This is a genomic window from Galbibacter sp., assembly GCF_048266365.1.
Classification (GTDB): domain Bacteria; phylum Bacteroidota; class Bacteroidia; order Flavobacteriales; family Flavobacteriaceae; genus Galbibacter.
Map to the genome: position 1 here is coordinate 613,269 of NZ_JBLWZP010000001.1, position 23,224 is coordinate 636,492.

At 36.9% G+C, this 23,224-nt stretch carries 23 protein-coding genes; 19 read left to right on the forward strand and 4 right to left on the reverse strand.

Annotation, left to right across the window (positions count from 1 at the left end; all coding sequences use genetic code 11):
* The first annotated feature begins 1 nt into the window (after position 1).
* From ACN0TV_RS02560 to ACN0TV_RS02610, 11 genes are all read left to right on the forward strand, one after another.
* The gene (locus tag ACN0TV_RS02560) at positions 2-2,587 is read left to right on the forward strand and encodes an alpha-L-arabinofuranosidase C-terminal domain-containing protein (RefSeq protein ID WP_417359797.1); all 2,586 of its coding nucleotides are present in this window, start codon (positions 2-4) and stop codon (positions 2,585-2,587) included.
* A 5-nt stretch (positions 2,588-2,592) separates the two neighbouring features.
* Entirely contained in the window at positions 2,593-4,521 is a 1,929-nt protein-coding gene (locus tag ACN0TV_RS02565; RefSeq protein WP_417359799.1) for a family 43 glycosylhydrolase, read from the forward strand.
* Positions 4,522-4,531: 10 nt separating this feature from the next.
* Positions 4,532-5,569 (forward strand): LacI family DNA-binding transcriptional regulator, encoded by a 1,038-nt coding sequence (locus ACN0TV_RS02570; protein WP_417359801.1) that lies wholly within the window; start codon positions 4,532-4,534, stop codon positions 5,567-5,569.
* A gap of 332 nt (positions 5,570-5,901) precedes the next feature.
* Complete coding sequence (locus tag ACN0TV_RS02575; protein ID WP_417359803.1) at positions 5,902-6,102, forward strand: AAA family ATPase; 201 nt, start codon at positions 5,902-5,904, stop codon at positions 6,100-6,102.
* Between the two features lie 28 nt (positions 6,103-6,130).
* A complete protein-coding gene (locus tag ACN0TV_RS02580) occupies positions 6,131-6,337 on the forward strand; it encodes a hypothetical protein (protein WP_417359804.1) in 207 nt (68 codons plus the stop codon).
* Between the two features lie 280 nt (positions 6,338-6,617).
* On the forward strand, positions 6,618-6,869 hold the full coding sequence (locus ACN0TV_RS02585) for a type II toxin-antitoxin system RelE/ParE family toxin (protein ID WP_417359806.1): 252 nt from the start codon (positions 6,618-6,620) through the stop codon (positions 6,867-6,869).
* A 24-nt stretch (positions 6,870-6,893) separates the two neighbouring features.
* Positions 6,894-7,985, forward strand: a complete 1,092-nt coding sequence (locus ACN0TV_RS02590) for an ImmA/IrrE family metallo-endopeptidase (protein WP_417359807.1) — start codon at positions 6,894-6,896, stop codon at positions 7,983-7,985.
* An 824-nt stretch (positions 7,986-8,809) separates the two neighbouring features.
* A complete protein-coding gene (locus tag ACN0TV_RS02595; protein ID WP_417359809.1) occupies positions 8,810-8,977 on the forward strand; it encodes a hypothetical protein in 168 nt (55 codons plus the stop codon).
* Positions 8,978-9,081: 104 nt separating this feature from the next.
* A complete protein-coding gene (locus tag ACN0TV_RS02600) occupies positions 9,082-10,836 on the forward strand; it encodes a DUF4886 domain-containing protein (protein WP_417359811.1) in 1,755 nt (584 codons plus the stop codon).
* A 487-nt stretch (positions 10,837-11,323) separates the two neighbouring features.
* Positions 11,324-11,590 (forward strand): type II toxin-antitoxin system RelE/ParE family toxin, encoded by a 267-nt coding sequence (locus tag ACN0TV_RS02605; protein ID WP_417359813.1) that lies wholly within the window; start codon positions 11,324-11,326, stop codon positions 11,588-11,590.
* Between the two features lie 57 nt (positions 11,591-11,647).
* Entirely contained in the window at positions 11,648-11,956 is a 309-nt protein-coding gene (locus ACN0TV_RS02610) for a helix-turn-helix domain-containing protein (RefSeq protein ID WP_417359815.1), read from the forward strand.
* Positions 11,957-12,025: 69 nt separating this feature from the next.
* Here ACN0TV_RS02610 and lgt read toward each other — a convergent pair whose 3' ends face one another.
* Entirely contained in the window at positions 12,026-12,847 is an 822-nt protein-coding gene (gene lgt / locus ACN0TV_RS02615; protein ID WP_417359817.1) for a prolipoprotein diacylglyceryl transferase, read from the reverse strand.
* A 214-nt stretch (positions 12,848-13,061) separates the two neighbouring features.
* Between lgt and ACN0TV_RS02620 the strand changes: the two genes are divergently transcribed.
* Positions 13,062-14,360, forward strand: a complete 1,299-nt coding sequence (locus ACN0TV_RS02620) for an AAA family ATPase (protein ID WP_417359819.1) — start codon at positions 13,062-13,064, stop codon at positions 14,358-14,360.
* A 251-nt stretch (positions 14,361-14,611) separates the two neighbouring features.
* Positions 14,612-16,306 (forward strand): S41 family peptidase, encoded by a 1,695-nt coding sequence (locus ACN0TV_RS02625; protein WP_417359821.1) that lies wholly within the window; start codon positions 14,612-14,614, stop codon positions 16,304-16,306.
* A gap of 132 nt (positions 16,307-16,438) precedes the next feature.
* On the opposite strand, the gene ACN0TV_RS02630 is transcribed toward ACN0TV_RS02625, so the two are convergent.
* On the reverse strand, positions 16,439-16,606 hold the full coding sequence (locus ACN0TV_RS02630; protein ID WP_417359823.1) for a hypothetical protein: 168 nt from the start codon (positions 16,604-16,606) through the stop codon (positions 16,439-16,441).
* Between the two features lie 373 nt (positions 16,607-16,979).
* Between ACN0TV_RS02630 and ACN0TV_RS02635 the strand changes: the two genes are divergently transcribed.
* Positions 16,980-17,618, forward strand: coding sequence for a type IV toxin-antitoxin system AbiEi family antitoxin domain-containing protein (locus ACN0TV_RS02635; protein WP_417359825.1), 639 nt, complete (start codon positions 16,980-16,982; stop codon positions 17,616-17,618).
* A complete protein-coding gene (locus tag ACN0TV_RS02640) occupies positions 17,615-18,466 on the forward strand; it encodes a nucleotidyl transferase AbiEii/AbiGii toxin family protein (protein WP_417359827.1) in 852 nt (283 codons plus the stop codon). Before ACN0TV_RS02635 ends, ACN0TV_RS02640 begins: the two co-directional genes overlap by 4 nt.
* Positions 18,467-18,566: 100 nt before the next feature.
* On the opposite strand, the gene ACN0TV_RS02645 is transcribed toward ACN0TV_RS02640, so the two are convergent.
* The gene (locus tag ACN0TV_RS02645; RefSeq protein ID WP_417359829.1) at positions 18,567-19,022 is read right to left on the reverse strand and encodes a helix-turn-helix transcriptional regulator; all 456 of its coding nucleotides are present in this window, start codon (positions 19,020-19,022) and stop codon (positions 18,567-18,569) included.
* Between the two features lie 284 nt (positions 19,023-19,306).
* Positions 19,307-19,984: an RNA polymerase sigma factor gene (locus tag ACN0TV_RS02650; protein WP_417359831.1), complete on the reverse strand. Its 678-nt coding sequence runs from the start codon at positions 19,982-19,984 to the stop codon at positions 19,307-19,309.
* 176 nt (positions 19,985-20,160) lie between these two features.
* Between ACN0TV_RS02650 and folE the strand changes: the two genes are divergently transcribed.
* The 4 genes from folE to ACN0TV_RS02670 all read left to right on the forward strand — a co-directional run bounded on the left by folE (position 20,161) and on the right by ACN0TV_RS02670 (position 23,077).
* Entirely contained in the window at positions 20,161-20,799 is a 639-nt protein-coding gene (folE, locus tag ACN0TV_RS02655) for a GTP cyclohydrolase I FolE (RefSeq protein ID WP_417359833.1), read from the forward strand.
* A gap of 74 nt (positions 20,800-20,873) precedes the next feature.
* On the forward strand, positions 20,874-21,407 hold the full coding sequence (locus tag ACN0TV_RS02660; protein WP_417359835.1) for a DUF4142 domain-containing protein: 534 nt from the start codon (positions 20,874-20,876) through the stop codon (positions 21,405-21,407).
* 4 nt (positions 21,408-21,411) lie between these two features.
* Positions 21,412-21,780 (forward strand): plastocyanin/azurin family copper-binding protein, encoded by a 369-nt coding sequence (locus ACN0TV_RS02665; protein ID WP_417359837.1) that lies wholly within the window; start codon positions 21,412-21,414, stop codon positions 21,778-21,780.
* Between the two features lie 22 nt (positions 21,781-21,802).
* Positions 21,803-23,077 carry a hypothetical protein gene (locus ACN0TV_RS02670; RefSeq protein WP_417359838.1) on the forward strand — a complete coding sequence of 425 codons (1,275 nt, stop codon included), beginning with the start codon at positions 21,803-21,805 and terminating at the stop codon, positions 23,075-23,077.
* Positions 23,078-23,224 lie beyond the last annotated feature (147 nt).

Here is a 23,224-nt window from a genome sequence, read left to right on the forward strand (position 1 = left end):
GATGAAAAGAACTGATTACGCTATTAAATTTCTAGTAGTCATATTGGTATTATACCTAGGACTACCAATGAAGTCCTATGCCCTTGATGATCCGGGAAAGGCATATCTGTTTGCTTACACACTTCAAGAAAAGCAAGGCAGAAATGGTTTGTATTTAGCTTGGAGTACCGACAAGCTTAATTGGCATGCAATAGGGCCAGAACACACCTTTGTGTATTGTGATTATGGAACCTGGGGTGGTGAGAAAAGAATGAATGATCCCTTCTTGTTTCATGATACCGACGGAACCTGGCATGCAATATGGGGAGTGAACGATAGGGATCCCGCATTTGCTTATGCAAGTTCCAAGGATTTGATTCATTGGAAGCCACAATCGTATCCGGTATTTAATACTGACGATCCGATCTTAAAACCACAAATACAAAAGCAGAACGGTACGTTTTTGATCAGTTGGCAAAATGGAACATTGCAGGATGCGAAAAGCTTTTCAGTAGAGACTTCAGATTTTTCTAGCTATTCAAAGATTTCATCTTCCAGCATCGCTGATGCAAGGGTAAGTGCGAGTATCAATGGAAAAGTTCTTCAGGGTACCGTTCATGAAGTATCCTGGAATGTGGTTGAAAACTTAATCGCTGCAAAAGATTTGGCAGCTTATAATGCCAAGCTTTATCGTGAGACTACAGATCAAGATGAGCAGCGGTTTGCCGGCTTAGAAACAGTTTCAGCTCGACTTAAGATTTTAGCCGATCGTAAGAAAGAAATTAGTAATCAGCTTATTGGTGTTTTTTATGAGGATATCAATTATGCCGCTGATGGTGGTATTTATGGAGAGCTCATTCAAAATCGTGATTTTGAATACCATCCTTCGGAACGTAAATACAACGATCCGAATTGGAATGCTTTAACAGCTTGGGAAGTGGACACAGAGCACAGCATTGATAGTTTAGAGCCCATTCATGTTAACAATAAACATTATTTAGTACTTCGACCTAAGCAGGCCGGAGCTACCTTGCGCAATCACGGTTATGCCGGCATTGCTGTGAAAGGGGGAGAAAAATATGATCTTTCTTTGTTTGCAAAAGTTTTATCAGGATCTAATGTTTTAGATATTAGCCTTAAGGATAGTTTAGGTACATCATATGGTGCTACTTCGGTTAAGGTCAATAGCACTTCTTGGAAAAAGCATAAGGCCGTTATACGTGTCAAAGAAGCTGGAAAGCAGTTGTTCTTAGAGGTCAAACTTCAGAAGGATTCTGATGTTGCTTTGGATATGGTTTCTTTATTTCCCAGAAATACCTTTAACAATAGAACTAATGGTCTAAGAGCTGATTTGGCCCAGGTTATTGCGGATATCAATCCAAAGTTTTTACGTTTTCCCGGTGGTTGTGTAGCCCATGGTGACGGGCTTGATAATATCTATAACTGGAAACATACCGTAGGGCCTTTGGAGGCTAGAATACCACAGCGTAATATCTGGGGGTATCATCAGTCAGTAGGTTTGGGGTATTTTGAATACTTTCAATATTGTGAGGATATAGGGGCTGCTCCGATTCCAATTATCGCTGCCGGGGTACCTTGTCAAAACTCTTCCACCGGAGGAGCAGGACAACAGTGTGGGTTGCCTATGGAAGAAATGGATGCTTATATACAGGATATCTTTGACCTGATTGAGTGGGCTAATGGCCCGGCAGATTCAGAGTGGGGAAGTGTAAGGGCAAAAGCCGGCCATCCGAAACCATTTAATTTAAAGTATATCGGTATTGGAAATGAAGATTTGATTTCTGATGTGTTTATCGAGCGCTTTACCATGATTTATAATGCCATACAGAAGGAACATCCGGAAATTACCGTAATTGGTACTGTAGGGCCATTTTCAAGTGGATCTGATTATGATGCGGGATGGGAATTGGCCGATGCATTGGATATCCCAATTGTAGATGAACACTATTACCAACCACCAGGATGGTTTATCCATAATCAAGAGTATTACGACGCCTATGATCGCAGTAAGTCCAAGGTTTATCTTGGGGAATATGCAGCCCATCTGCCAGGTCGTCCTAACAATATGGAAACCGCCTTAAGTGAAGCCTTGTACCTTACCAGTATCGAACGCAATGGCGATATTGTGGAGATGAGTTCTTATGCGCCTTTACTGGCTAAGGAAGGGAGTACACAGTGGAATCCGGATCTGATTTATTTTAACAATAGTGAAGTGCATTTAACTCCTGGTTATTATGTACAAAAGCTTTTTGGAAATCACACTGGAACGCTATACTTTGATCACCAATTGCAGTTATCTAATTCTAGCGAGGCTGTTAGAAAAAGAGTAGCGGTTTCAAGTGTATTGGATAAGGCTTCTAATGAGCTTATCATTAAGCTAGTTAATCTACTTCCTGCGGCTGTTGATGCGCAATTGGATTTAGAAGGGTTCAAGCTGGCTTCACAGAAGGTAGCTGTATATACGCTTGCCGGACATCCAGATGATGAATCTGCTACTGCTCAGCAAACTGAGCTTGAATTAGATGCATCAAAAACTATTAATCTTGAACCGTATTCACTTCAGGTGATTCGTATAAAATTGTTATAAGCAGTATGAGAACGTTATGTTTGTTACTTATAAGTATAGGGCTTGGTTTTACAAGCCTTGTTTCAGCACAATCCTATAAGGTAGGCCCCGCGGAGAAAGACTATAGTGCATATTTATTTGCGTATTTTAAAGGAAACCAAGTTGCGGATGAAGCTTTGTGTTATGCCATCAGTACAGATGGTTATAATTTTAGGGCTTTGAATAACAATATGCCGATATTGGATTCCAAGAAAATCAGTTCTACCGGTGGAGTTCGCGATCCTCATATCCTAAGGGCAGAGGATGGTAAAACATTTTATATGGTGATGACCGATATGACCTCATCCAAAGGGTGGGATTCAAATCGAGCCATGGTTCTTTTAAAATCTAATGACCTTGTGAACTGGACTTCTTCGGTGGTTAACATCCAAAAGAAGTACAGTGGACAGGAGGATTTAAAAAGAGTATGGGCACCACAATCAATTTATGATGCAGAGGCAGATAAGTATATGATCTATTGGTCTATGAAATATGGCGATGGCGTAGATATTATCTATTACGCCTATGCTAATGATGACTTTACTGATATCGTTGGACAGCCAAAACCTTTGTTCCTTCCAAATAATGGAAAGTCATGTATCGATGGGGATATCGTAGCGAAGAATGGTTTGTATCATTTGTTTTATAAAACCGAAGGGCATGGTAATGGTATCAAACGCGCTATTACAAGTTCGTTGACTTCGGGTAAATGGGTAGAGCAGAAAGGGTATAAACAACAGACTTCAGAAGCTGTTGAAGGTTCTTGTATTTTTAAATTAAATCACAGCGATTCCTATGTGTTGTTGTACGATGTGTATATGGATGGAAGCTATCAGTTTTGTAAGAGCAGTGACTTGGATGTGTTTGAAAACATAGATGCTGAAATCTCTATGGATTTTCATCCTCGTCATGGAACTGTTGTTCCGATCACCAGATGGGAATTAAAAGACTTAACGGATAAGTGGGGTGTGCCTGAAGGTTTTGAAATGCCTACGGCTTCAAATCCAATCATTCCCGGATTTTATGCGGATCCGGAAATTCTGTATGCTGAGAAGGATCAAAAGTATTATTTGTACCCTACAAGTGATGGGTTTGACGGTTGGGGAGGTTATTATTTTAAAACCTTTTCTTCTACGGATCTTGTGAATTGGAAAGAAGAAAATGTAATTCTTGATTTGAAAAAGGAAGTTTCTTGGGCTAACGGAAACTCTTGGGCTCCTTCAATTATTGAAAAGAAGAAAGGAAGAAATTCCTATAAATATTACTATTACTTCAGTGGAGCAATGGATGGAGGTACCAAGAAAATAGGTGTTGCAGTTGCTGATGATCCTAAGGGGCCATTTGTAGATTCCGGTAGGCCACTCATTGATTTTAAACCTGAAGGGATTGACAGGGGACAGGAAATCGATCCTGATGTATTTACGGATCCTAAAACGGGTAAGAGTTATTTGTATTGGGGAAATGGTTACTTAGCAGTGGCTGAACTTCAAAAGGATATGGTTTCTTTAAAGAAAAATACCTTGAAGGTGATCACGCCGGATGCTACTTTTAGAGAAGGTATTTATGTATTCTATCGCAAGGGATTGTATTACTTTCTTTGGTCGGAAGATGATACCCGTAGCCCGAATTACAAGGTGCGTTATGCCTATTCTAAATCTCCCATAGGGGAGTTGACCTTTCCGCAGAACAACATCGTAATTATGAGGGAGGATGCTAAGGAAATTTATGGCGCCGGTCATAATTCGGTACTTCAGGTTCCAGGTACAGATCAATGGTATATTGTATACCACCGTATGTTTAAACCAGGTGGGGTAGATATGGCTAATGGTGCCGGGGGCTATCACAGGGAGGTGTGCATAGATCCCATGGAGTTCAATGAGGATGGCACTATTAAAAGGGTTATTCCTTCTAATTAGATATTTTCCAATGAAATCAAAGAATCACATTACGATATACGATATTGCAAAGAGGCTTAAAATAAGCCCTTCTACAGTATCTCGAGCTCTTAATAATAACCCAAGGGTCAATGAGGTTACTAAAAAGCTTATTGTTGAGACTGCCCGACAAATGAATTATAAACAGAATAAATTGGCCTTGGCTCTCAAGTCCGGAAATAGCATGGTTGTAGGGGTAGTGGTTCCCTTTATTAACCGAAGTTTTTTCTCCACCATTATTCGGGGTATAGAAGAGGAGCTAAAGCCTTTGGGTTATCATGTAATTATTTGTCAGACTGGCGGATTGGCCTCTACGGAACAGGAAAATATTAATGCTTTGTTGGATGTTCAGGTGGATGGAATATTTCTCTCCACCAGTACGGGAAGGACAGAGGGTAAAGAACATCTAAATCATATTTTGGAGAATGATACGCCTTTAATCTTGGTGGATCGCTCGATTGAGGTAGTCAATGCCAGCGCTGTGGTAATTGATGATTTTAAAGGGGCTTACGAGGCTACTAAGCATCTAATTTCTCAAGGTTGCAGTAAGATTGTCCATTTTTCGGGGGATCGAAAGTTTGATATCTATGAAAATCGTTTTCTGGGGTACAGTGCTGCTTTAAAGGATCATGGTATTGCTCTTGATCCAAAGAAGTATGTTATTCAGACCGGTAGTGTGATTGAAAACGGAAGTATTGGGATTAAAAATCTATTGAGACAGAAGGTTGAATTTGATGCTGTTTTTTCTGCCAGTGATTTTGCGGCCATTGGGGCGTATTTGGAGTTGGAAGAGCAGGGTATAGGTATTCCTGACCAGGTGGCGCTGGTTGGTTTTGGAAATGAACCGTTTATTAAATATACAAGACCTTCGATTAGTTCTGTGGATCAATCTCCATTGGAAATGGGGAAAAGGGCTGCTCAGTTGTTTTTAAACAGTTTAAAACAAGATGTTGAGAATCCGTTGTTTGATAAAATTGTTCTTCCTGCGGTGTTACATGTTCGGAACTCTTCCAAGAAAGGAGAACTGTGATTTTATCTGTGAAAAAGCAAATTAACTATATTTTGTAGTTTCAAAACTGCAAAAATTAACTACACTTGTTGTTTCAAAACAACAATATGCAAGTAGTATTAGATTTTCAGGATATATTATTAAAAAATACCAATAATGATTTTCGGAGATTTTTACATGATAAAATTAACTGGAATCAACGCATGATTGGAATTAAGGGTCCGCGAGGAGCCAGGGAAGACAACATTACTATTGCAACATTTAAAATATGATCTTGGAGATGCCTCTGGCAAAGGATTATACGTTACAACTGATCATCTTGGTTTTATACCCATAGTTTATTGGATACCGCGATGGATTGGTATAAACAAGGAGGTGAGGTGCTTTTAATTGATGAAGTGCATAAGTATCCCAATTGGTCTAGAGAACTTAAGAATATATATGACGGGATACCAACACTAAAATTGATTTTTTCGTCATCCTCGGCATTAGAAATTCACCATGGTCAGGCAGATCTTAGTAGGAGAGTAATCAGCTATTCTCAATATTCCTGACAAAGGGAATTTACGGGAAACCTTTCTCTTGGGACAGTTACTCAATGCCGGTTTTGATGTATTTGAACCTAAGAGTGGCGATTTTCTGGTCGACGAAATCACTATCGAAGTTGGTGGGAAAAATAAATCATCCAAACAAGTCCATAATGCGCCGTCATATCTTATTGCTGCTGATGATATTGAATCAGGTCTTAATACTAAAATTCCGTTGTGGTTATTCGGGTTTTTATATTGATGCGTTTATTATGGAAGCTTTTATATAAATTTTTTATCTGTATAAATTATTCTCTGGTGATAGTAATTAATGGCTAAATATTTGGACTTGACTATATTAAATTCTTGATGTTGATAACTAAATAGTAAATTTAAAAAAGCAATCACTATTTTTGTTTTTTAATTAACACTTAATGTTAATAATTTTACTAATTTTGCGATGAATATTATTTTTGGGAACAATAAGCTAAAAAAAATATGCCAATAGTGACTCCATTGGGCAAAGAAAGTTAGGAGTTGGTATGTTTAGGCTCTTTAAAAGAAGATTAACCCAGATTCAAGCTGCAAGAACTTTAGAAGATTTGAGATATGCCCCAGGAAGATTTCACGAATTAAGAGAGAATGAAAAAGGAAATTGGGCTTGTGATTTGGTTCATCCCCACAGACTCATTTTTACTCCTATAGAAAACCCTGTGCCTACAGATAATGATGGAAAATACATTTGGGTTGAAATTGCAGGAGTAGAGATTATCAAGATCGAAGATTACCATTAAAAAGAACAGGAAATAAGGGAAAACATGGCAACTATTAATCAGTATTACCCGGAGAGTACAACGCACCCCGGAGAAATATTATCAGAGGCATTAGAGGAACGGGAAATAGGAGCTAAGGAATTTGCGGTAAGAACGGGAAAGCCGGAAAAAACAATTACAGCTGTATTAAAAGGAGAAAGCGCTATTACACCAGATATGGCAGTATTATTTGAGCAAGTTCTTAAAGTTCCTGCCCATTTTTGGACAGAAGCTCAAAGAAATTTTGATGAATATCGGGCGAGACTGAACTTTCAATTAGCTATTGAAGAAGCTGTTGATTGGGCTAAATCATTTCCTTACGCAAAGATGGCAAGTTTCGGTTGGGTTCCTAAAACTTTAAAAATAGAGGAAAAGGTTATTAATTTATTTAATTACTTTGAGGTGGCCAGTATAAAAGCTTGGGAAGATTATTACATCAACCAAAAGCTTCAGGTGGCTTTTAGAATATCATTAAAATACCACGAAAATGGTACCGCAATTGCATCTTGGTTAAGGCGTGGAGAGATACAGGCAGAGCAATTAGTAGCACCTGAATTTGATAAATCCAAATTTAGAAAACTTTTGCCAAACATTAAAACAATTATGGCTGAACAGCCTGGTGATTTTTTTGATCAGCTTCAAGCCTTGTGCTTGACAGCAGGAGTGAAAGTAGTACATACGCCTTGTTTGCCTAAAACAGCCATACACGGCTCAACCAGATGGATTAACAATGTACCCCTTATACAGTTAAGCGGGAGATATAAAAGGAATGATATTTTTTGGTTTACATTTTACCATGAAGTAGGCCACATTTTACTTCATGGTAAAAAGTATATTTCTATTGAAAATGTAGTTTATGAAGGCGAAAATCATAACTACGAGAAAGAGGCAGATAATTTTGCATCTGACCTCATTTTATCTGAAAAAGAAGAAACTGAAATTTGTGGTGTAGAAACAATCTCTACTAACGACATCATAAGATATGCCCGTAAATTTGGTACGCATCCAGCTACGATTATTGGTAGATTACAGCATAAAGGAATCATCGCCTACGGACAAGGAAAGGAATTTTTTGAACCTATTAACCTTTGCGATTAACTGAATCCCGGAAAACGCAATAAATAAAAGAAAATAATAAATATGCAGAAATAATGTTCCGTAGGTGTTCGATACGAAACAACGTTGAATTGATGATAAGTAAAGCGAAACTTATTTTTAATAAGCTATCTGATTATTTTATGTGTTTTTTTTATAAGATAAACGAAAAATATCCGTGTATCTTATTAACTTATCACATTTACCCATGGAAATTATATTGATCATAGGGGAACACTTTGATCAACCGGTACCACATCAATCATTGATGTCATGGTAAAGACTATAAACGCTCCAGTAATGAGATTCTGGGTGAAGTTACTCTTGTGGTTCTGAGAATTCCTTTTATTTAATACACCAAGCCTTCGATCGGTCCTGTAGACTAACCCCCTTTATAAATGGAGGGTAATTAGAGGCTATCCATTTAGGGAATTTTAGAGAACATAAGATAGCGATAGATGAACTTGAAAAACATTTCAATTGAAAATCACACCAGTATCTTAAATTTAATTTGGACAGGATTGGCAATAATTAATCGAATTTTATCGGGAAATATTTTGAAATGCTAAAACGTTTTAGTATACTTGTAATGAGCTGAGCATTGATAATTTCAATTGGAATGAAATAGAGCTATATGACTTTCAGCCGTATAGTAAACAATGGGCTCATTAAAATTTAATAAAAACAGACTCAAGCCTAGGATAGATCCTGGGTGCAGAATCTGTATACATTTTTGTTGGAAAAGAGGTTGTAACTGTTCAAAATCCGGAATAAATAGTAATGGATTGATCCAAAAACCTCAGTATTGATTTTCAAACTAGCTAACTATGAAATCAATTACAATATGTACAGATGTTTTTATCCACCCTTTCCGTTTCACCTCATGTGAACTGGATCAAATTGCTAATGATCATGACCAAGATGCAAATGACGGTATCCAAAACCCTTTGGAGATTTTTCTCGAAACACCCGAGGTAAAATTCGAACCTCCCTGAGGCTTGAGCTATTAAGGAAAATTTTGAGCAGTTGAATTAAATCAAGCTTAAGTAATTTTTACTACTGTCAAACTAAACAAAATACGAATTTAAATTTTTTCATTATGAATAAACTTTTACCTATAAAGATGAAAACACTTGTGTTTATCATGCTTAGCCTTTTCACCTTTTCCTCATTTTCATGTAATGAGGATGATAATGTTCCGGAGCAAGAGACTAAGGTCGCGGTATCGGTAAGATTGGATAAAAAAGCTATCATCTTAGACATGGAACAGGAGCAAGTGGTAAGCCCTATTTTTGAACCTAATGGAACTATTCCGGGGAACTCTTATAGCTGGACAACTAGTGACCCTGATGTGGCTTCAGTACATATGAATGATGATTATTCCGCGGTCGTTACTGGAATTAAAGAAGGTGTAACTACAATCACTTTTTCTTCTGTGGATGGAAAATATAGTGCCAGCCTTGAAGTAAGCGTTAATGGTCCTAAGGATGATGGTGTTCTGAAAATTTTAGCCATAGGAAATAGTTTTTCTGAAGATGCCGTAGAGAACTATCTATATGATCTAGGGAAAGCTGAGGGTGTAAAAATGGTTATAGGAAACCTCTATATTGGAGGAGCTCCCCTTGACCTACACTGGTCGAATGCACAAGCGAATACTGCAGCATATAACTATAGAAAAATTGACGAAGATGGAACTAAGACAAGTACTCCTGACACTTCTATAGAGGTGGGTGTAACTGATGAAAATTGGGATTATATTAGTTTTCAACAGGTAAGTGGAAAATCTGGTATGTATGAGACCTTTGTTACGCCATTACCCGCATTATTAGATTATGTACAAGCCCTAGCTGTAAATACTAAGGTTAAGTATGTATTACACCAAACTTGGGCTTATGATGAAACTTCTACTCATTCGGATTTTCCTAATTACGGAAGTGATCAACAGCTCATGTATGAGGCTATTGTAGATGCCTATAGGAAGGCTGTAGTTATGGCTGATATGGATTACGTTATCCCTTCCGGGACTGCAATTCAAAATGGAAGAACTTCTCTTGTTGGTGATAACTTCACGCGTGATGGATATCATCTTGATCTTGGAATAGGAAGGTATACCGCTGCAAGTACTTGGTTTGAAGCTCTAACAGGAATTAACGTAATTGGAAATTCTTATAAGCCGGACGCTATAACAGACTTGGAAGCAGAAATAGCACAACATGCTGCGCATGCCGCTATAAGCGATCCAGATAAGGTTACCATCCTCACTGATTATGCCTCAGGAAATGCAGAACCGTTAAATGCGGCTGTTTATATCAATTTTGGACATCGAATTGTTTCAAAATGGAATACCCTAGCGGATCATCATGAGGGTTCTTCTATAGATAATTTAAAAGATGAAAATGATGCGTATACTGATATTTCTTTACTAGTTACTCAAAGGTTTAATGATATGAATGGGTCAGGAGAATCAGATGTTACCACTGACTTTGAAATTCCTTCAGATGTCTCCACACAATCCTACTACGGAAACAGTAGCGGTGTTTGGCAGGGTCTGGAAATAAAGCAGAGTCAAATAAAACTTTCAGGCTTAGATCCTAATCTCACCTATAACCTGTGCTTCTTTGGCTCCAGAGCCGGAGTTAGCGATGACAGGGAGACAAAATTCATAGTGGCTGGAGAGAACACTGCTACGACTTATGTCCAAACTGCCAATAATAATTCTGAGATTGGTTGTGCTGATGGTATTCAAGCAGATGCTAATGGTGAAATTACCATTACGGTCACTGCTGGGGAGAACAATAATAACGGATCTGGATTCTATTATTTTGGTGCTATGAGGCTGACACCGGGCCAATAATTAGATAAATGATAAATGTGTATGTTAGTTAATAATTAAACCAAGGGATGGATTAAACTGTTCCTTGGTTTAATGTTTACAACCAAGATGTGAATGAGGTAATAAGTTGTCTGTGGATTTTGATTTGTTTTAATTTCGGTGCGATTTCCAAAGTTGATCTTACCAAAAAAAACTAAATGGATTATTTGAATTTTAAATCCGTTAATCGGTGATGACTCAAGGCAATTTTTTGGATATAGATCAATAGCGTCCTAACGTTTAAAAAAAAAGAGGCAATTCTTGATTCTCAAAAGGGTGCCTTTGACGTGCAGGACAAAAAAATCTTCTCCGATGGCAAATTTGTCATTGTTTTCAAAATTGATCTCAAAACTAGACAGAGTAGATTAACCTGATACACAATCTAATGTAAGAATATAAATTCTAAAATTAATTTACGAAAGCCTAAATAGTCGTAGTCCAATTAGACAACTTTTTGTATATATGCCTCATGAATAAAAAACGGGAGTTATATTTTTTTAAAAATTACTTCAATGATTTTTACAATGACCAGACAGAAAAGGTACAAAAGAAAATTGTTTGGACTTTAAGAATTATTGAGGAGATTGATCGCATTCCCGAAAATTATTTAAAGCACCTGAAGAATACAACTGGACTTTACGAAATAAGAGTTCAGGTTGGAAATAACATTTTCAGGATTTTTTGTTTCTTCGACTTGGATAATATTGTCGTAGTTGGTAATGGATTTCAGAAGTAAACTCAAAAAACTCCTAGGCAACAAATTGAATATGCAGAGCAGGTAAAAAAGAATATTATGAAAGCAAAAGATAAAAATTTGAAAAGCCTTGACCAATTTATTGATGAAAAAATTGGAAAACTAGGAAATGAAAGACGCGAGGAATTTGAAATAGAATACGATGCCTTCAAATTGGGCGTATTAATTCAACAAGCTAGAGAGGATAAGGGACTGACACAGGAGCAACTGGCTGAATTGGCTGGGACAAACAAATCCTATATTTCTAGACTTGAGAGAAATTTAAAAGATATCAGGTTTTCGACATTACAAAGGATTATTAATGAAGGGTTAGGAGCGCATTTAGATATTTCAATTCGATTCAAATAATGCATACCAAAAGCTCCCAGATAGCTTTAAGTACGTATTATCCCTCTGTGTAACACAAGAATTTTCGAATTAAAGGCTCGGCTTCCTTTTTAAATACATTACTATCAATCCAATCAATATGAAAGGTAGGCTTAAGAGCTGACCCATATTTAAAGATAGTTGATCCTCAAAGCTTACTTGATTTTCTTTGAAAAATTCGATTGAGAATCTTGCTATGAATAGGAGTACCAGGAATAGTCCAAAGATAAATCCATTTCCCAAGAGCGGTTTCTTGGTTCTGTATAGCCAGAACAAAATGACAAAAATCAGGAAATAAGCACTGGCCTCATAAAGTTGTGTGGGATGCCTAGGAATCAGATCATCCCTTACAAAAATAACACCCCATTCTCCATTGGTTGGTTTTCCATAAATCTCAGAATTCATTAGATTCCCTAACCGTATAAAGGCCCCTGTAATAGGAGTGGCTATCGCAACTCTGTCCAATATCCATAATAGATTTGTTTTGTATTTTTTGGCATACCATACAATGGCAATAATAACGCCTATACCTCCTCCGTGACTCGCTAGCCCCTGATACCCTATAAACTCATAGGAGCCGTTGATTTTGGTAATGGGCAGGATTATTTCAATGGGATGAGTAAAGTAGTAGTGCGGTTCATAAAACAGGCAATGTCCTAGTCGAGCTCCAACTATTGTACCTACGACAACATAGGTTAATAGTTTATCTAAATTATCGACAGCGACACCTTCTTTGTTGTAAATCCATTTCACTAGGTAATAGGCTAGTATAAGACCGGACATGAAAAAAAGCCCGTAATATTTTAAAGGAAAGGAGTCAGTGATCCAGAATATGACAGGGTCCACATTCCAGTGTATTATTTTATCCATCATTATGAGTAGTCTCTTGTGTTGTACGTTTTACATCTGGTAATATTACGGAAAAGTTTAAAGACTAAAGGTAAAATTTAAGATGTCACTCCGATCTTATTGTGGGTTAAAAATAGCATTTAAATTACAATCTGTTTACATTTTTGGTGTATTATATTGTTTGTTTTAGATTTTTTATCACTAAATTTGTAAGTCTCTTACATAAAATAACATAAAAATGATTATTGATTTCAGTATTCAGAATTTTGCTTCAATAAAAGAAAAGCAGACTTTATCCTTTGAGGCCGACAAATCGACGCACCTTGAGGATGCCTATGTTGTACATTGTGGTCAGCAAAGAATTTTAAAGTTTGCATTAATATATGGCGCAAATGCTTCAGGAAAGACTACAATTCTTAATGCATTACATTTTTTGAGAAATCTTATTCTCAAACCTGAAGTTAAGAAAACTGCTGAGTTAAGGTTTAATCCGTTTCTTTTTGACCAATTAACCCCAACACAAAATTCAATTCTTTCAATAACTTTTTTCCAGAACGGTATCAAATACTTTTATGAGGTAACCTTTTTTAAAAAAGCCATTGTTTCTGAAGAATTATATTTTTATAATCCTAATAGAGCTAATGTATTTAAGAGAAAAACAAATTTGTCCAAGCAGTTTACGGAAATAGAATTTGGCACTAAAATCATTGCTGATAAAATCTTTAGGAAAACGCTTGAAGCTAATACATTATCAAACAATACAGTCCTAGGAGGCTATTTAAAGACTAATATCGACTTAAAGGAATTACAGGAGGTAATTATTTGGTTTGAGACTTACCTTAATCCATTAGTGTATTCGGAAACAGAATTGGAGGGTTTTGTAACAACAAAAATTCAAGAGAATGAAATTTCTAAATCCGATATTGTTACAATCTTAAAGAAAGCTGATTTTAACATTTCCGATATTGTCATCCAAGAAGAGGAAAAGGAAATCCCTAATGAGTTCATTCAGTTTTTAAAGAAGCAATTAAAAGCTTCTGATGAAAGGATAAAGGAATTGGAGGATAAAGGTAAATTGTCAGCCGTGAATCTTGAGTTTGAACATACGGTGGATAACAGAGCATATACTTTACCTTTAGAATTTGAATCACAAGGAACTAGACGGTATTATGGTTTTGCCGGGTTACTAGCTTTATTAATTAAAAATTCAATGGCATTTCCGATTGATGAGTTAGAGGCATCATTACACCCGGATTTATATTTACATTTTCTATTGTCCTTCCTTTTGAATTCTAAAAGTTCTCAAATCATTGCAACGACTCATAATCGAGAAATTTTAGATAATAAAGACATTTTTAGAAATGATGCAATTTGGTTTACTGATAAGCAAGATAGCTGCGCTACAGTACTGTATTCATTGGCAGACTTTGATAGCTCTGTTGTTCGTAACACTACGAATATTTTAAACGCCTATAAAAGCGGTAAATTAAGCGCTACACCAAATCTAGGAGATACTTTTATTGACCTTAATCTATGAGAAAAGCTAAAAAGGTTACCCCCGAGGTCAAACCCTTCTTTTGCCATTGTAGTGGATGGTAAAACCGAAGATTGGTATTTGCAAATGCTGAAGTATGATTCGTGAACATAATGATGAAAGAATAGAATGTTATTCCTATGTTAATTCAGTCTGTAGAAGTCCATCTGCTCCAATTTGTAGTTCTTAAAATAGTACATTTATAAAATGTACTTGGCATCATAGTTCCCAATTAACCTATTTAAACGAAACGAATGGCCTTAAAAAACATCTACTTCTTAGTATTACTTCTAGGTTCAATGAACCTTGTTTTTTCAAATGATACACCAGACAACAATACAGTTCAAAAATTTAAAAAGATGGGTCTGGTATGGGGCTTATTAAAGTATCATCATCCAGATGTAAGCGATGGACAATATGATTGGGAAGATGAATTTATAAAGCTATTTGAACGCATAGAGAAATTGGATGGAGTAGAAAAGGTAGATTCAGCTTTACTTAAGTTTGTCAAGCGTTACGATACTAAAGATATTCGAACAGATGACGTCAAGGATACAGAGCTGTTCCTAAAAAACAGTGATTACAGTTGGATTGATATCTTAATCGATAATGCTGAATTAAAAGGACTGCTGCATCAACTTAAAGAAAATAAGAACATCGGTGATTATTACACCCATGTCTCCTCAATAGGATTTATTGATTTTCCCAATGAAGGGAAAATGAAGGATTTCAGTTTTATGAAAGCCAGCCATAGACTCCTAACACTATTTGAATTCTGGAATGTAATCCAGTATTGGTATGCCAACAAATATCTTATCACAAATAATTGGGAAGGGATTTTAGAAAAGTACATACCTGGCTTTCTGGATTGTGAAAACAACTTCGAATTTGAATTACTAAAAACAAAACTATTCGTTGAATTAAAGGATTCTCATACTGAGTTTTATTCTAAGACAGTTGCCGATAGCCTTTTTAAATTTAAGCCCAATTTCCTAGTTGTAAATGTAAACGACTCATTGGTAGTTAATTATATAATACATCGGAAGCGATGTGAAATGGATGATATCCAATTAGGCGATGTCATTACAAAGATTGATGGCGTCTCAATTAAAGAAGCAGTGAAGGGAAAGTTGTCACCGCTGATTCCAGCATCAAATACAAGTTTCTTATCGTATAATTCGAATTACTTGATTCATTCTCATAAGAAGGAATTGGATATTGAAATGCTCAGAAATGGAGAATTACTCCAACGAAAGATTCATTTATCCGAGCAATACGTTTCTGATAATCCTTATACCAAAGAGGGGGAGCATGCTGCTGTTGAAAAACTGCGCAAAGATGTATATTACTTAGATTTATCTCAACTTACCAAAAAAGCTTGTGATTCATTTTTCAAAGTGAACAAACTGAAGATCGAACACTTAATAATTGATGCCAGGAGGTATCCTAATAAAGATCTATATTTAAGTGATCTTGGAGATCATCTTATCACTGAAAAGAAGAATTTTTTCAAAGTAATAAGCCCGGTAAATAAAGCTCCTTCTAAGTATGTTTATAGAGAAAGTACTACCGGAGTCTTGGGGGCTTTTGCCAATTCTTTCACCGTTGGAAAGAAGAGCAATAACAAAAATGTGAGAGGAAAAATTATACTTATCGTTAATCGATCAACAATGAGTAAAGGGGAATACTATGGAATGGCTATTCAACAGGCGCCAAATTGCATTACTATTGGTCAGCAAACGGCAGGTTCCCCAATGAATGTAACATCCTTTGAGCTTCCTGACGGTACTGAATTTCGCTTTACATCTATGACAACTTTCTACCCCAACAGTGATCTAGAAGTACAACAAAATGGACTTAAAATTGATTACTTTGTACCGCTTTCTACGCATAATTATCATTCAGATCAGTATATAGATTTTGCGTTAAAAACGATAGATGGGCTGTAACTGCATAAGAGATTTTATCAATGATTTTCTTTCCAAATAAAAATTCTAACTCACTGGCTAGGCGAAGGTGAGGGGGAGTTTGTTAGGGCAGTTTTAATGATAGTTGTTTGTAAATATATTCCATGACACTTGCTACAATGCGATCACATTTAGAGACTCCGAACTCGAATATTGGTAGAATGGCGTAATGCTTGTTCCTGCGTCTATGAAAGTTCCACTTCTACTGTATTTGTATGGATCCCAAGCATTAATCCGTTGAACGGTATCATTTGGCAGTAACTCAGCAATACCTTTGGTCAAACTGTTTTGTTGGGGTATACCTTATAACGTATTCTAAGTAGTCGTTGTTAGGAGCGCTAGCGATTGTATAGGAGGCTAGCCAATTCGCATACTTTTTTGTCAATACTTAAATCTACAGCTTGTCCTATCTCAAATTCAAATCTTTAGGGTTTAGTAATTTGTAAACATATTACAGCATGATTAATAATTTCGACTTTAATGACTTTCGACTTATACGGAAATATAAGACCTATAATCTTAATGATTGGATGTTCTATTGTATTGGATGCTTTTCATCTAATAGGTTATAGTCCAATAATCTTTATTAAATGTGTTTTTTTAATAAGATAATCGAGTAATTTTCGTTTATCTTATTAATTTATTACATTTGCATATGGAAATTGCACAGCTCATAGGGAAACATTTTGATCAACCGTTGCCACATCAATTATTGATGTCATGGTTAAAAAGCTATAAACGTCCCAATGATAAGATTCAAGGGCTGAAGGCTAAAGGTATTTTGGAGCCTTTAAAAAAAGGATTATACATTGCAGGCCCAAGGGTGACAGATGAGACGCCAGATACCTTCCTGGTGGCCAACCATTTATTGGGACCAAGTTATGTATCTTTGGAAACCGCTTTATCATATTATGGTTTAATACCAGAACGTGTATATGAGGTAGCCTCGATAACCACAAAGGCTTCTCGTTCGTTTAAGACAGTATTGGGTATGTTTACCTATACGCACCTTTTTGTGCCATATTATTCTTTTGGATTACATATGCTTCGGTTGCCGTCCAATCAATATGCAATGATTGCATCACCGGAAAAGGCATTATGTGACAAAATAGTAACTACATCGGGATTGACGCTAAGGAGTATCCGTAATGCCCATGACTTACTTTTAGAGGATATGAGGATGGACGAATTAGCACTGAAGGATTTAAATACGATTATGATTAGGGAATGGATTCCGGATTCACCAAAGAAGAAGAGTTTATTAATGATGGTTAAAATGATCGAACAATTATGATAGCAAAATGGTTAGAAAGTTATAACCCCGGGAATGAACAGGAAGCCAAAAGTGCTCTCAGAGAGATTATGCAGGAAATTGCACTTGTCGGACTTTACCGAGCAGGTTTTTATGAAGTAGCTGCCTTTTATGGAGGTACTGCGCTCAGGATATTTTATGGTTTAGACCGATTTTCGGAGGACTTAGATTTTTCGTTATTAACGACTGATCCGGAATTCAATCTCGCTAATTATCAAAAAGCGATCGTAAATGAATTCGAGTCATTAGGTATGAAAGTATCTGTCAGAGAAAAAATAAAAACAAATGAGAGCACTATAAATTCCGCATTCCTGAAATCAGAAACTTTATGGAGAGAATTGCTTCTCGAAAGTATAATCCCCCAACATGGAATTGACCGAGTTGCGAATATTAAAATCAAAATTGAAGTGGATACGCAGCCGCCCTTGGGATTCGAAACCGAAGAAAAGCTGCTCATACGACCTTTTTCCTTCTATGTAAAGTGTTTTACGTTACCAGATTTATTTGCCGGCAAAATGCACGCACTACTCTTTCGAAAATGGGGGAAGAATGTTAAGGGACGAGATTGGTACGATATGGAATGGTATATTAAAAGAGGGACTCCTCTTAACTTGAGTCATTTTGCCATACGAGCCAAAGACAGTGGCGATTGGCATACATACTCGATTACCGATAAGGAGTTTAGAGTACTTTTAGCTGAAAAAATTGATACGGTGAATTTTGAATATGTTAAAAACGATATTAAACGTTTTATTAGTGACCAAAGTGGTCTTGAAATATGGAGCCCGAAATATTTCCATGAGCTAGTTGAGCAATTGAGAATATTATAAAAATCCAAATGAACCCAGTATTGAGAATATTTATCATCTTATACGGAGCATGCAATTTGTGGAACGTTTTTAATTTTTTCGAATAACCTTTTAAGGGTGACTACAACTGTTTTAGGAAATCGTAGATATCATCGCTTTCTTCCATGTTGAGTTTCTTTCGGGGCCTGTGTCGGGCGACTTTGACGGATCCTAGAGAAATCCCTAACAAGGTGGCGATGTGCTGTGATGAAAATTTAAGTCTGATAAGGGCGCATAACTTAATATCGCTTTCGCTTAGGCGTGGAAAGGAGGTGTTTAGTTCCGAAATAAACGAGGGGTGTATTCTGTTAAATAGGCTGTAGAAGTGCTTCCATTCCTTGTCGAACATAAAACTGTCGTTGATATGACCTACCAGGTCTATTAAGTGTTGTTTGTTGATGGCGGAACTCTTAAGCTCTTTGTCCAGGATATTCTTTATGTTGTTTAGGAGGTTGTTCTTGTGAATGGTTCTTAGCGTATTGTTGGTGAGTTTCCACAGTTGGGTGTTGAAATAATTTTTGTCATAGTACAGGATCACATATTTTTGCTGTAAAGAAGGTTGAATTTATGTCCGTCAGGGTCGGAAAATACGCAAACGTAGAACCCATTATTATTGTATATATTAATGCATAACTAGACCATATTTCAATCGAAAATTATCATTCAGATCAATATATAGATTATGCATTAAAAACGATAGATGGGATGTAACTGCATAAGAGATTTTATCAATGATTTTCTTTCCAAACAAAAATCCCCACCCACTGGCAAGGTTGCGGATAGGAATTTAAACAATCTACGTGTAGGTGGGGGTGGAGCTTGTTAGAGCTGTTTCAAAGATTGTTGTTTGTAAATATATTCCATGACACTTGCTACAATGCGATCACATTTCGCGTCCCCGAACTCGAAAATATTGGAGTAATCAGTTAGTTTCAAAATGGAATCTTTGAGCATGATTCTCGCCCGGAATAAACGAACCTTTACATTACTGTTGCTCAAGTTTAAGCACTTCGATATTTCTGATATTCCTAGTCCTTCTACTTCTTTAAGCATAAACACTATTTTATATTTCTCGGGCAGGGTGTCTATTGCTTTTTCCATGAAACAGTAGGACTCTTTGTACATGGTTCTGTTTTCTGGATTCATGATGTTTTTGTCTTCGATTTGTAAAACATTGGCATATTGTTGCAAGGCAATGGTTCTGAATTTATGAGCTTTTCGTTTTCGTTGTAGTGCCTCGTTTATCCCAATTCGAACTAGCCAGGTGGAGAACAATGCGTTATTTTTAAATTGGTATAATTTCTCAAAAGCTTTTATATAGGTGTCTTGTATGGTGTCCTGGACATCCGCTTCCGTTTGTATATAGCTCCTAATTGTTCTATATAATAATTCATTATGACGTCGCATGAGGATTTCAAACAATTCGGTGTCACCGTTTACTATGCGCTCTATGATTAAAAAATCCTCCATTTCCTTTTTGTTAACCCTACTGGTATTCATAGCAATATGTTTCTTATTGGATGCAAATTTTTTATTTAGGTTACAAAATTATGTAACCTTCTTCCTTGCTATTCATCTAAAGCATAGTAAGGTTGCAAAGGATCGTAGAATTCGGTTGTTAAATCTTGCTATCAACGAAAATGTAATACAGTTAATATATTAAAACACACTGGAAAATGAACGGAAAAGAAAAGCTTGAAGATGATGTCTTCATCAATTACAAAGTTCAAAAGTTAGGTTTGGTTTCTTCCCATCGTGAACAATTAAAATCCATCGAATTCCATTTTGCAAAAATAATGGAGGCATTGGGTTTAGATCTTGATGATCCAAGTTTAATGGAGACCCCCAAACGAGTTGCTAAGATGTACGTTAATGAGGTTTTCAAAGGTCTTGACCCAGCTAACTTTCCAAATATTTCCCTGTTTGAAAATACCAATAACTATCGTGAGATGGTTCTTGTTGATAACATTACGCTCTATTCCTATTGCGAACATCATTTTGTTCCTTTTTTTGGTAAAGCAGCAGTGGCTTATATACCCAAAAATAAGGTGATTGGCTTATCTAAAATTAATCGTATCGTACAATTCTTTGCCAGTAAACCTCAAATTCAAGAAAGACTTACCGTTGAAATTGGTCAAAAGTTAAAGGAGCTATTAAAGACAGATGATATCGCAGTTTATATTCAGGCCAATCATTTATGTGTGGCTTCTCGTGGAGTGAATGACGTGAACTGCACTACCAAAACAAATTACTTTAGTGGGAAGTTTTCAAAAGAAAGTGTAAAGACTAGGTTTCTAAATTCGATCCACCAATAGATTTTTCAGATATTTTGTAACCCAAGAATCTTATTTGCATCAAAATAGTAATTAACGTTTAAAAATGTTTACTCATGAAAACAATTAAGAGAAATAGCTTAGTATTTGTTTGCTTCGTTTTCTTGTCTGCCAGCAGCCTGACATTTGGACAAGACGCTCCAGATTTGATGGATGCTGAAATAGCATCAGTAGCAGTGGTTGCCAATCAAATAGATATCGATTATGCTAAAGTAGCATTGAAGCGGTCTAAAAATAAAGATGTTCTTGATTTCGCCAACAGAATGATAGAGGATCACTTCGCAGTCATAAAACAAGCCGTCGCTTTAGTTGAAAAGTTAGGAGTGAATCCAAAAGACAATGCTGTTAGTCAATCCTTATTAAGCCAGGCTGAAGCGACCTTGACTGCGTTAAAAGAGGCTCGCAAAAGAGATTTTGACAAAGTCTATATTAACAATGAGGTAGCTTTTCATAAGGCCGTCATTGATGCCATCAATGGCCTGTTAATCCCTCAGACGGATAATGCAGAATTAAAAGATTTATTACAAGCCGTGGTTCCGGCCTTGGAGGTGCATTTGGAACATGCGAAAATGACTTTAAATAAAATTTAAAATCATGCAAGCCTATAAAAACGCTGGTGTGAAATACCTGTTGGCATTAGCGGTGATCGTTTGCGGCTTCGTACTCATAATTGGATTTAAAAGCGCTGAGGTTACAATTCATAGCAACACACCTACAACACACGTGGTCACTATTTTTCAAATGAAATATAATCCGGCTCATCTGTTGGTGAAAAAAGGAGACACCGTAGTCTGGGTTAACAAAGATTTCTTCCCCCATGATGTTACTGAAGAAACGGCAATGGAATGGACTTCAAAGCCTTTTAACCAGGGAGAGCATTGGTCAAAAGTGATTGATAAAGACATTAGGTATTTCTGTAACCTCCATAAAGTAATGAAGGGAACAATCACAGTAACTAACTAAGTAAATTTAAAATTTAACCAATATGAAAACAAGCAAATTAAATGCCCTCTTTGGCGTGTTTGTCCTAATGATTTTACTAATTAGCTGTAGTAAGGACGATTCAGGTTTTAAACCTGAACCCCTACCCACTCCGGGCGAGGGCTCATTGGATTTACCTCCACTTGATCCTCAATTGGTCGAAGAAGGACAAGACGTATTTCGATATGACACTTTTGGAAATGAGACCTTCTGGACCGATGTACTGCAAATGAATACGGTCATAGAAAGTGCGGTGAGTCCAGCAACAGCCTTGGCTGTTGGTCTTAAGGTAGATGCAAGTGCCCTACCGGAAGCTGTTGTTTCCGCTATACAAAAAGGTGAAGTTGACCTAGAAGACCCACAAACCACATTGGTCTTGTTGCAGTTAAATGCGGTAGTCGGTGTACAAGGTGAAGTCAGCCAAAGAGCTGATGGTACTTTAAAGTTGGATCGCATGGGAATTACCTGTGCCCTTTGTCATTCAACAGTTGATGATTCTTTTGCACCTGGAATCGGAAACCGTTTAGATGGTTGGGCAAACAGAGACTTGAACCCTGGCCTTATCATTTCATTATCTCCTGCTTTGGATCAAAGTAGTAAGGATATTTACGCCTCTTGGGGACCTGGTATATATGACCCAAGGTTTAATATTGATGGTCTAAACAACCCAGTTGTCATCCCTCCGGCATTTGGTTTGTATGGCATTCCTAAAGCAATTTTTACCGGAGACGGTGACGTCGAACATGAACCCGTTGGACCAGTGGCGTATTGGAACAGATATGTGGCCGTTACTCAAATGCGAGGACATGGCTATTTTGAAGATCCTCGACTTAATTTAGTAGTGGATCATAGAGAAGACGATGATTTGGTAACTGACAAACTACCAGCATTACAGGCTTATCAATATTCTATCTCTGCGCCACCAGCACCAGAAGATTCCTATAATATTGCTGCTGCAATGCGAGGTAAGGTCCTATTTTCTAGTAAAGCACAATGTGCCAGTTGTCACTCCGGACCTTTATTTACAGATAATACGATTGATGGCAGGCTGCATCCTCAAGAAGCCTCTGTGGCCCTAGACAAGGATTATGTGAAGCGATCTGCTACCAAACAATGGAGAACAACTCCATTGAAAGGCCTTTGGCAACATCCTCCATATTTTCATGATGGTTCTGCGGAGACCTTGAGTGGTGTCGTAGAGCGGTACAATCAGGAGTTTAATCTTGGTTTAAAGGATTCCGAAATCAATGATCTAGCGGAATATCTAAAATCTATTTAGGGTTTAGTTACGCAGCTCATAGCAGTAAAGGTGTTTGATATTTGTTTAATGGTAGGCACCTGCCTGGGAGGGTATTTCTAAAGAAGTCACTCCCTAGGGAGGTGCCTTTTTACTAACACAGCTTAATTTTCAACCCCAAGTACATTC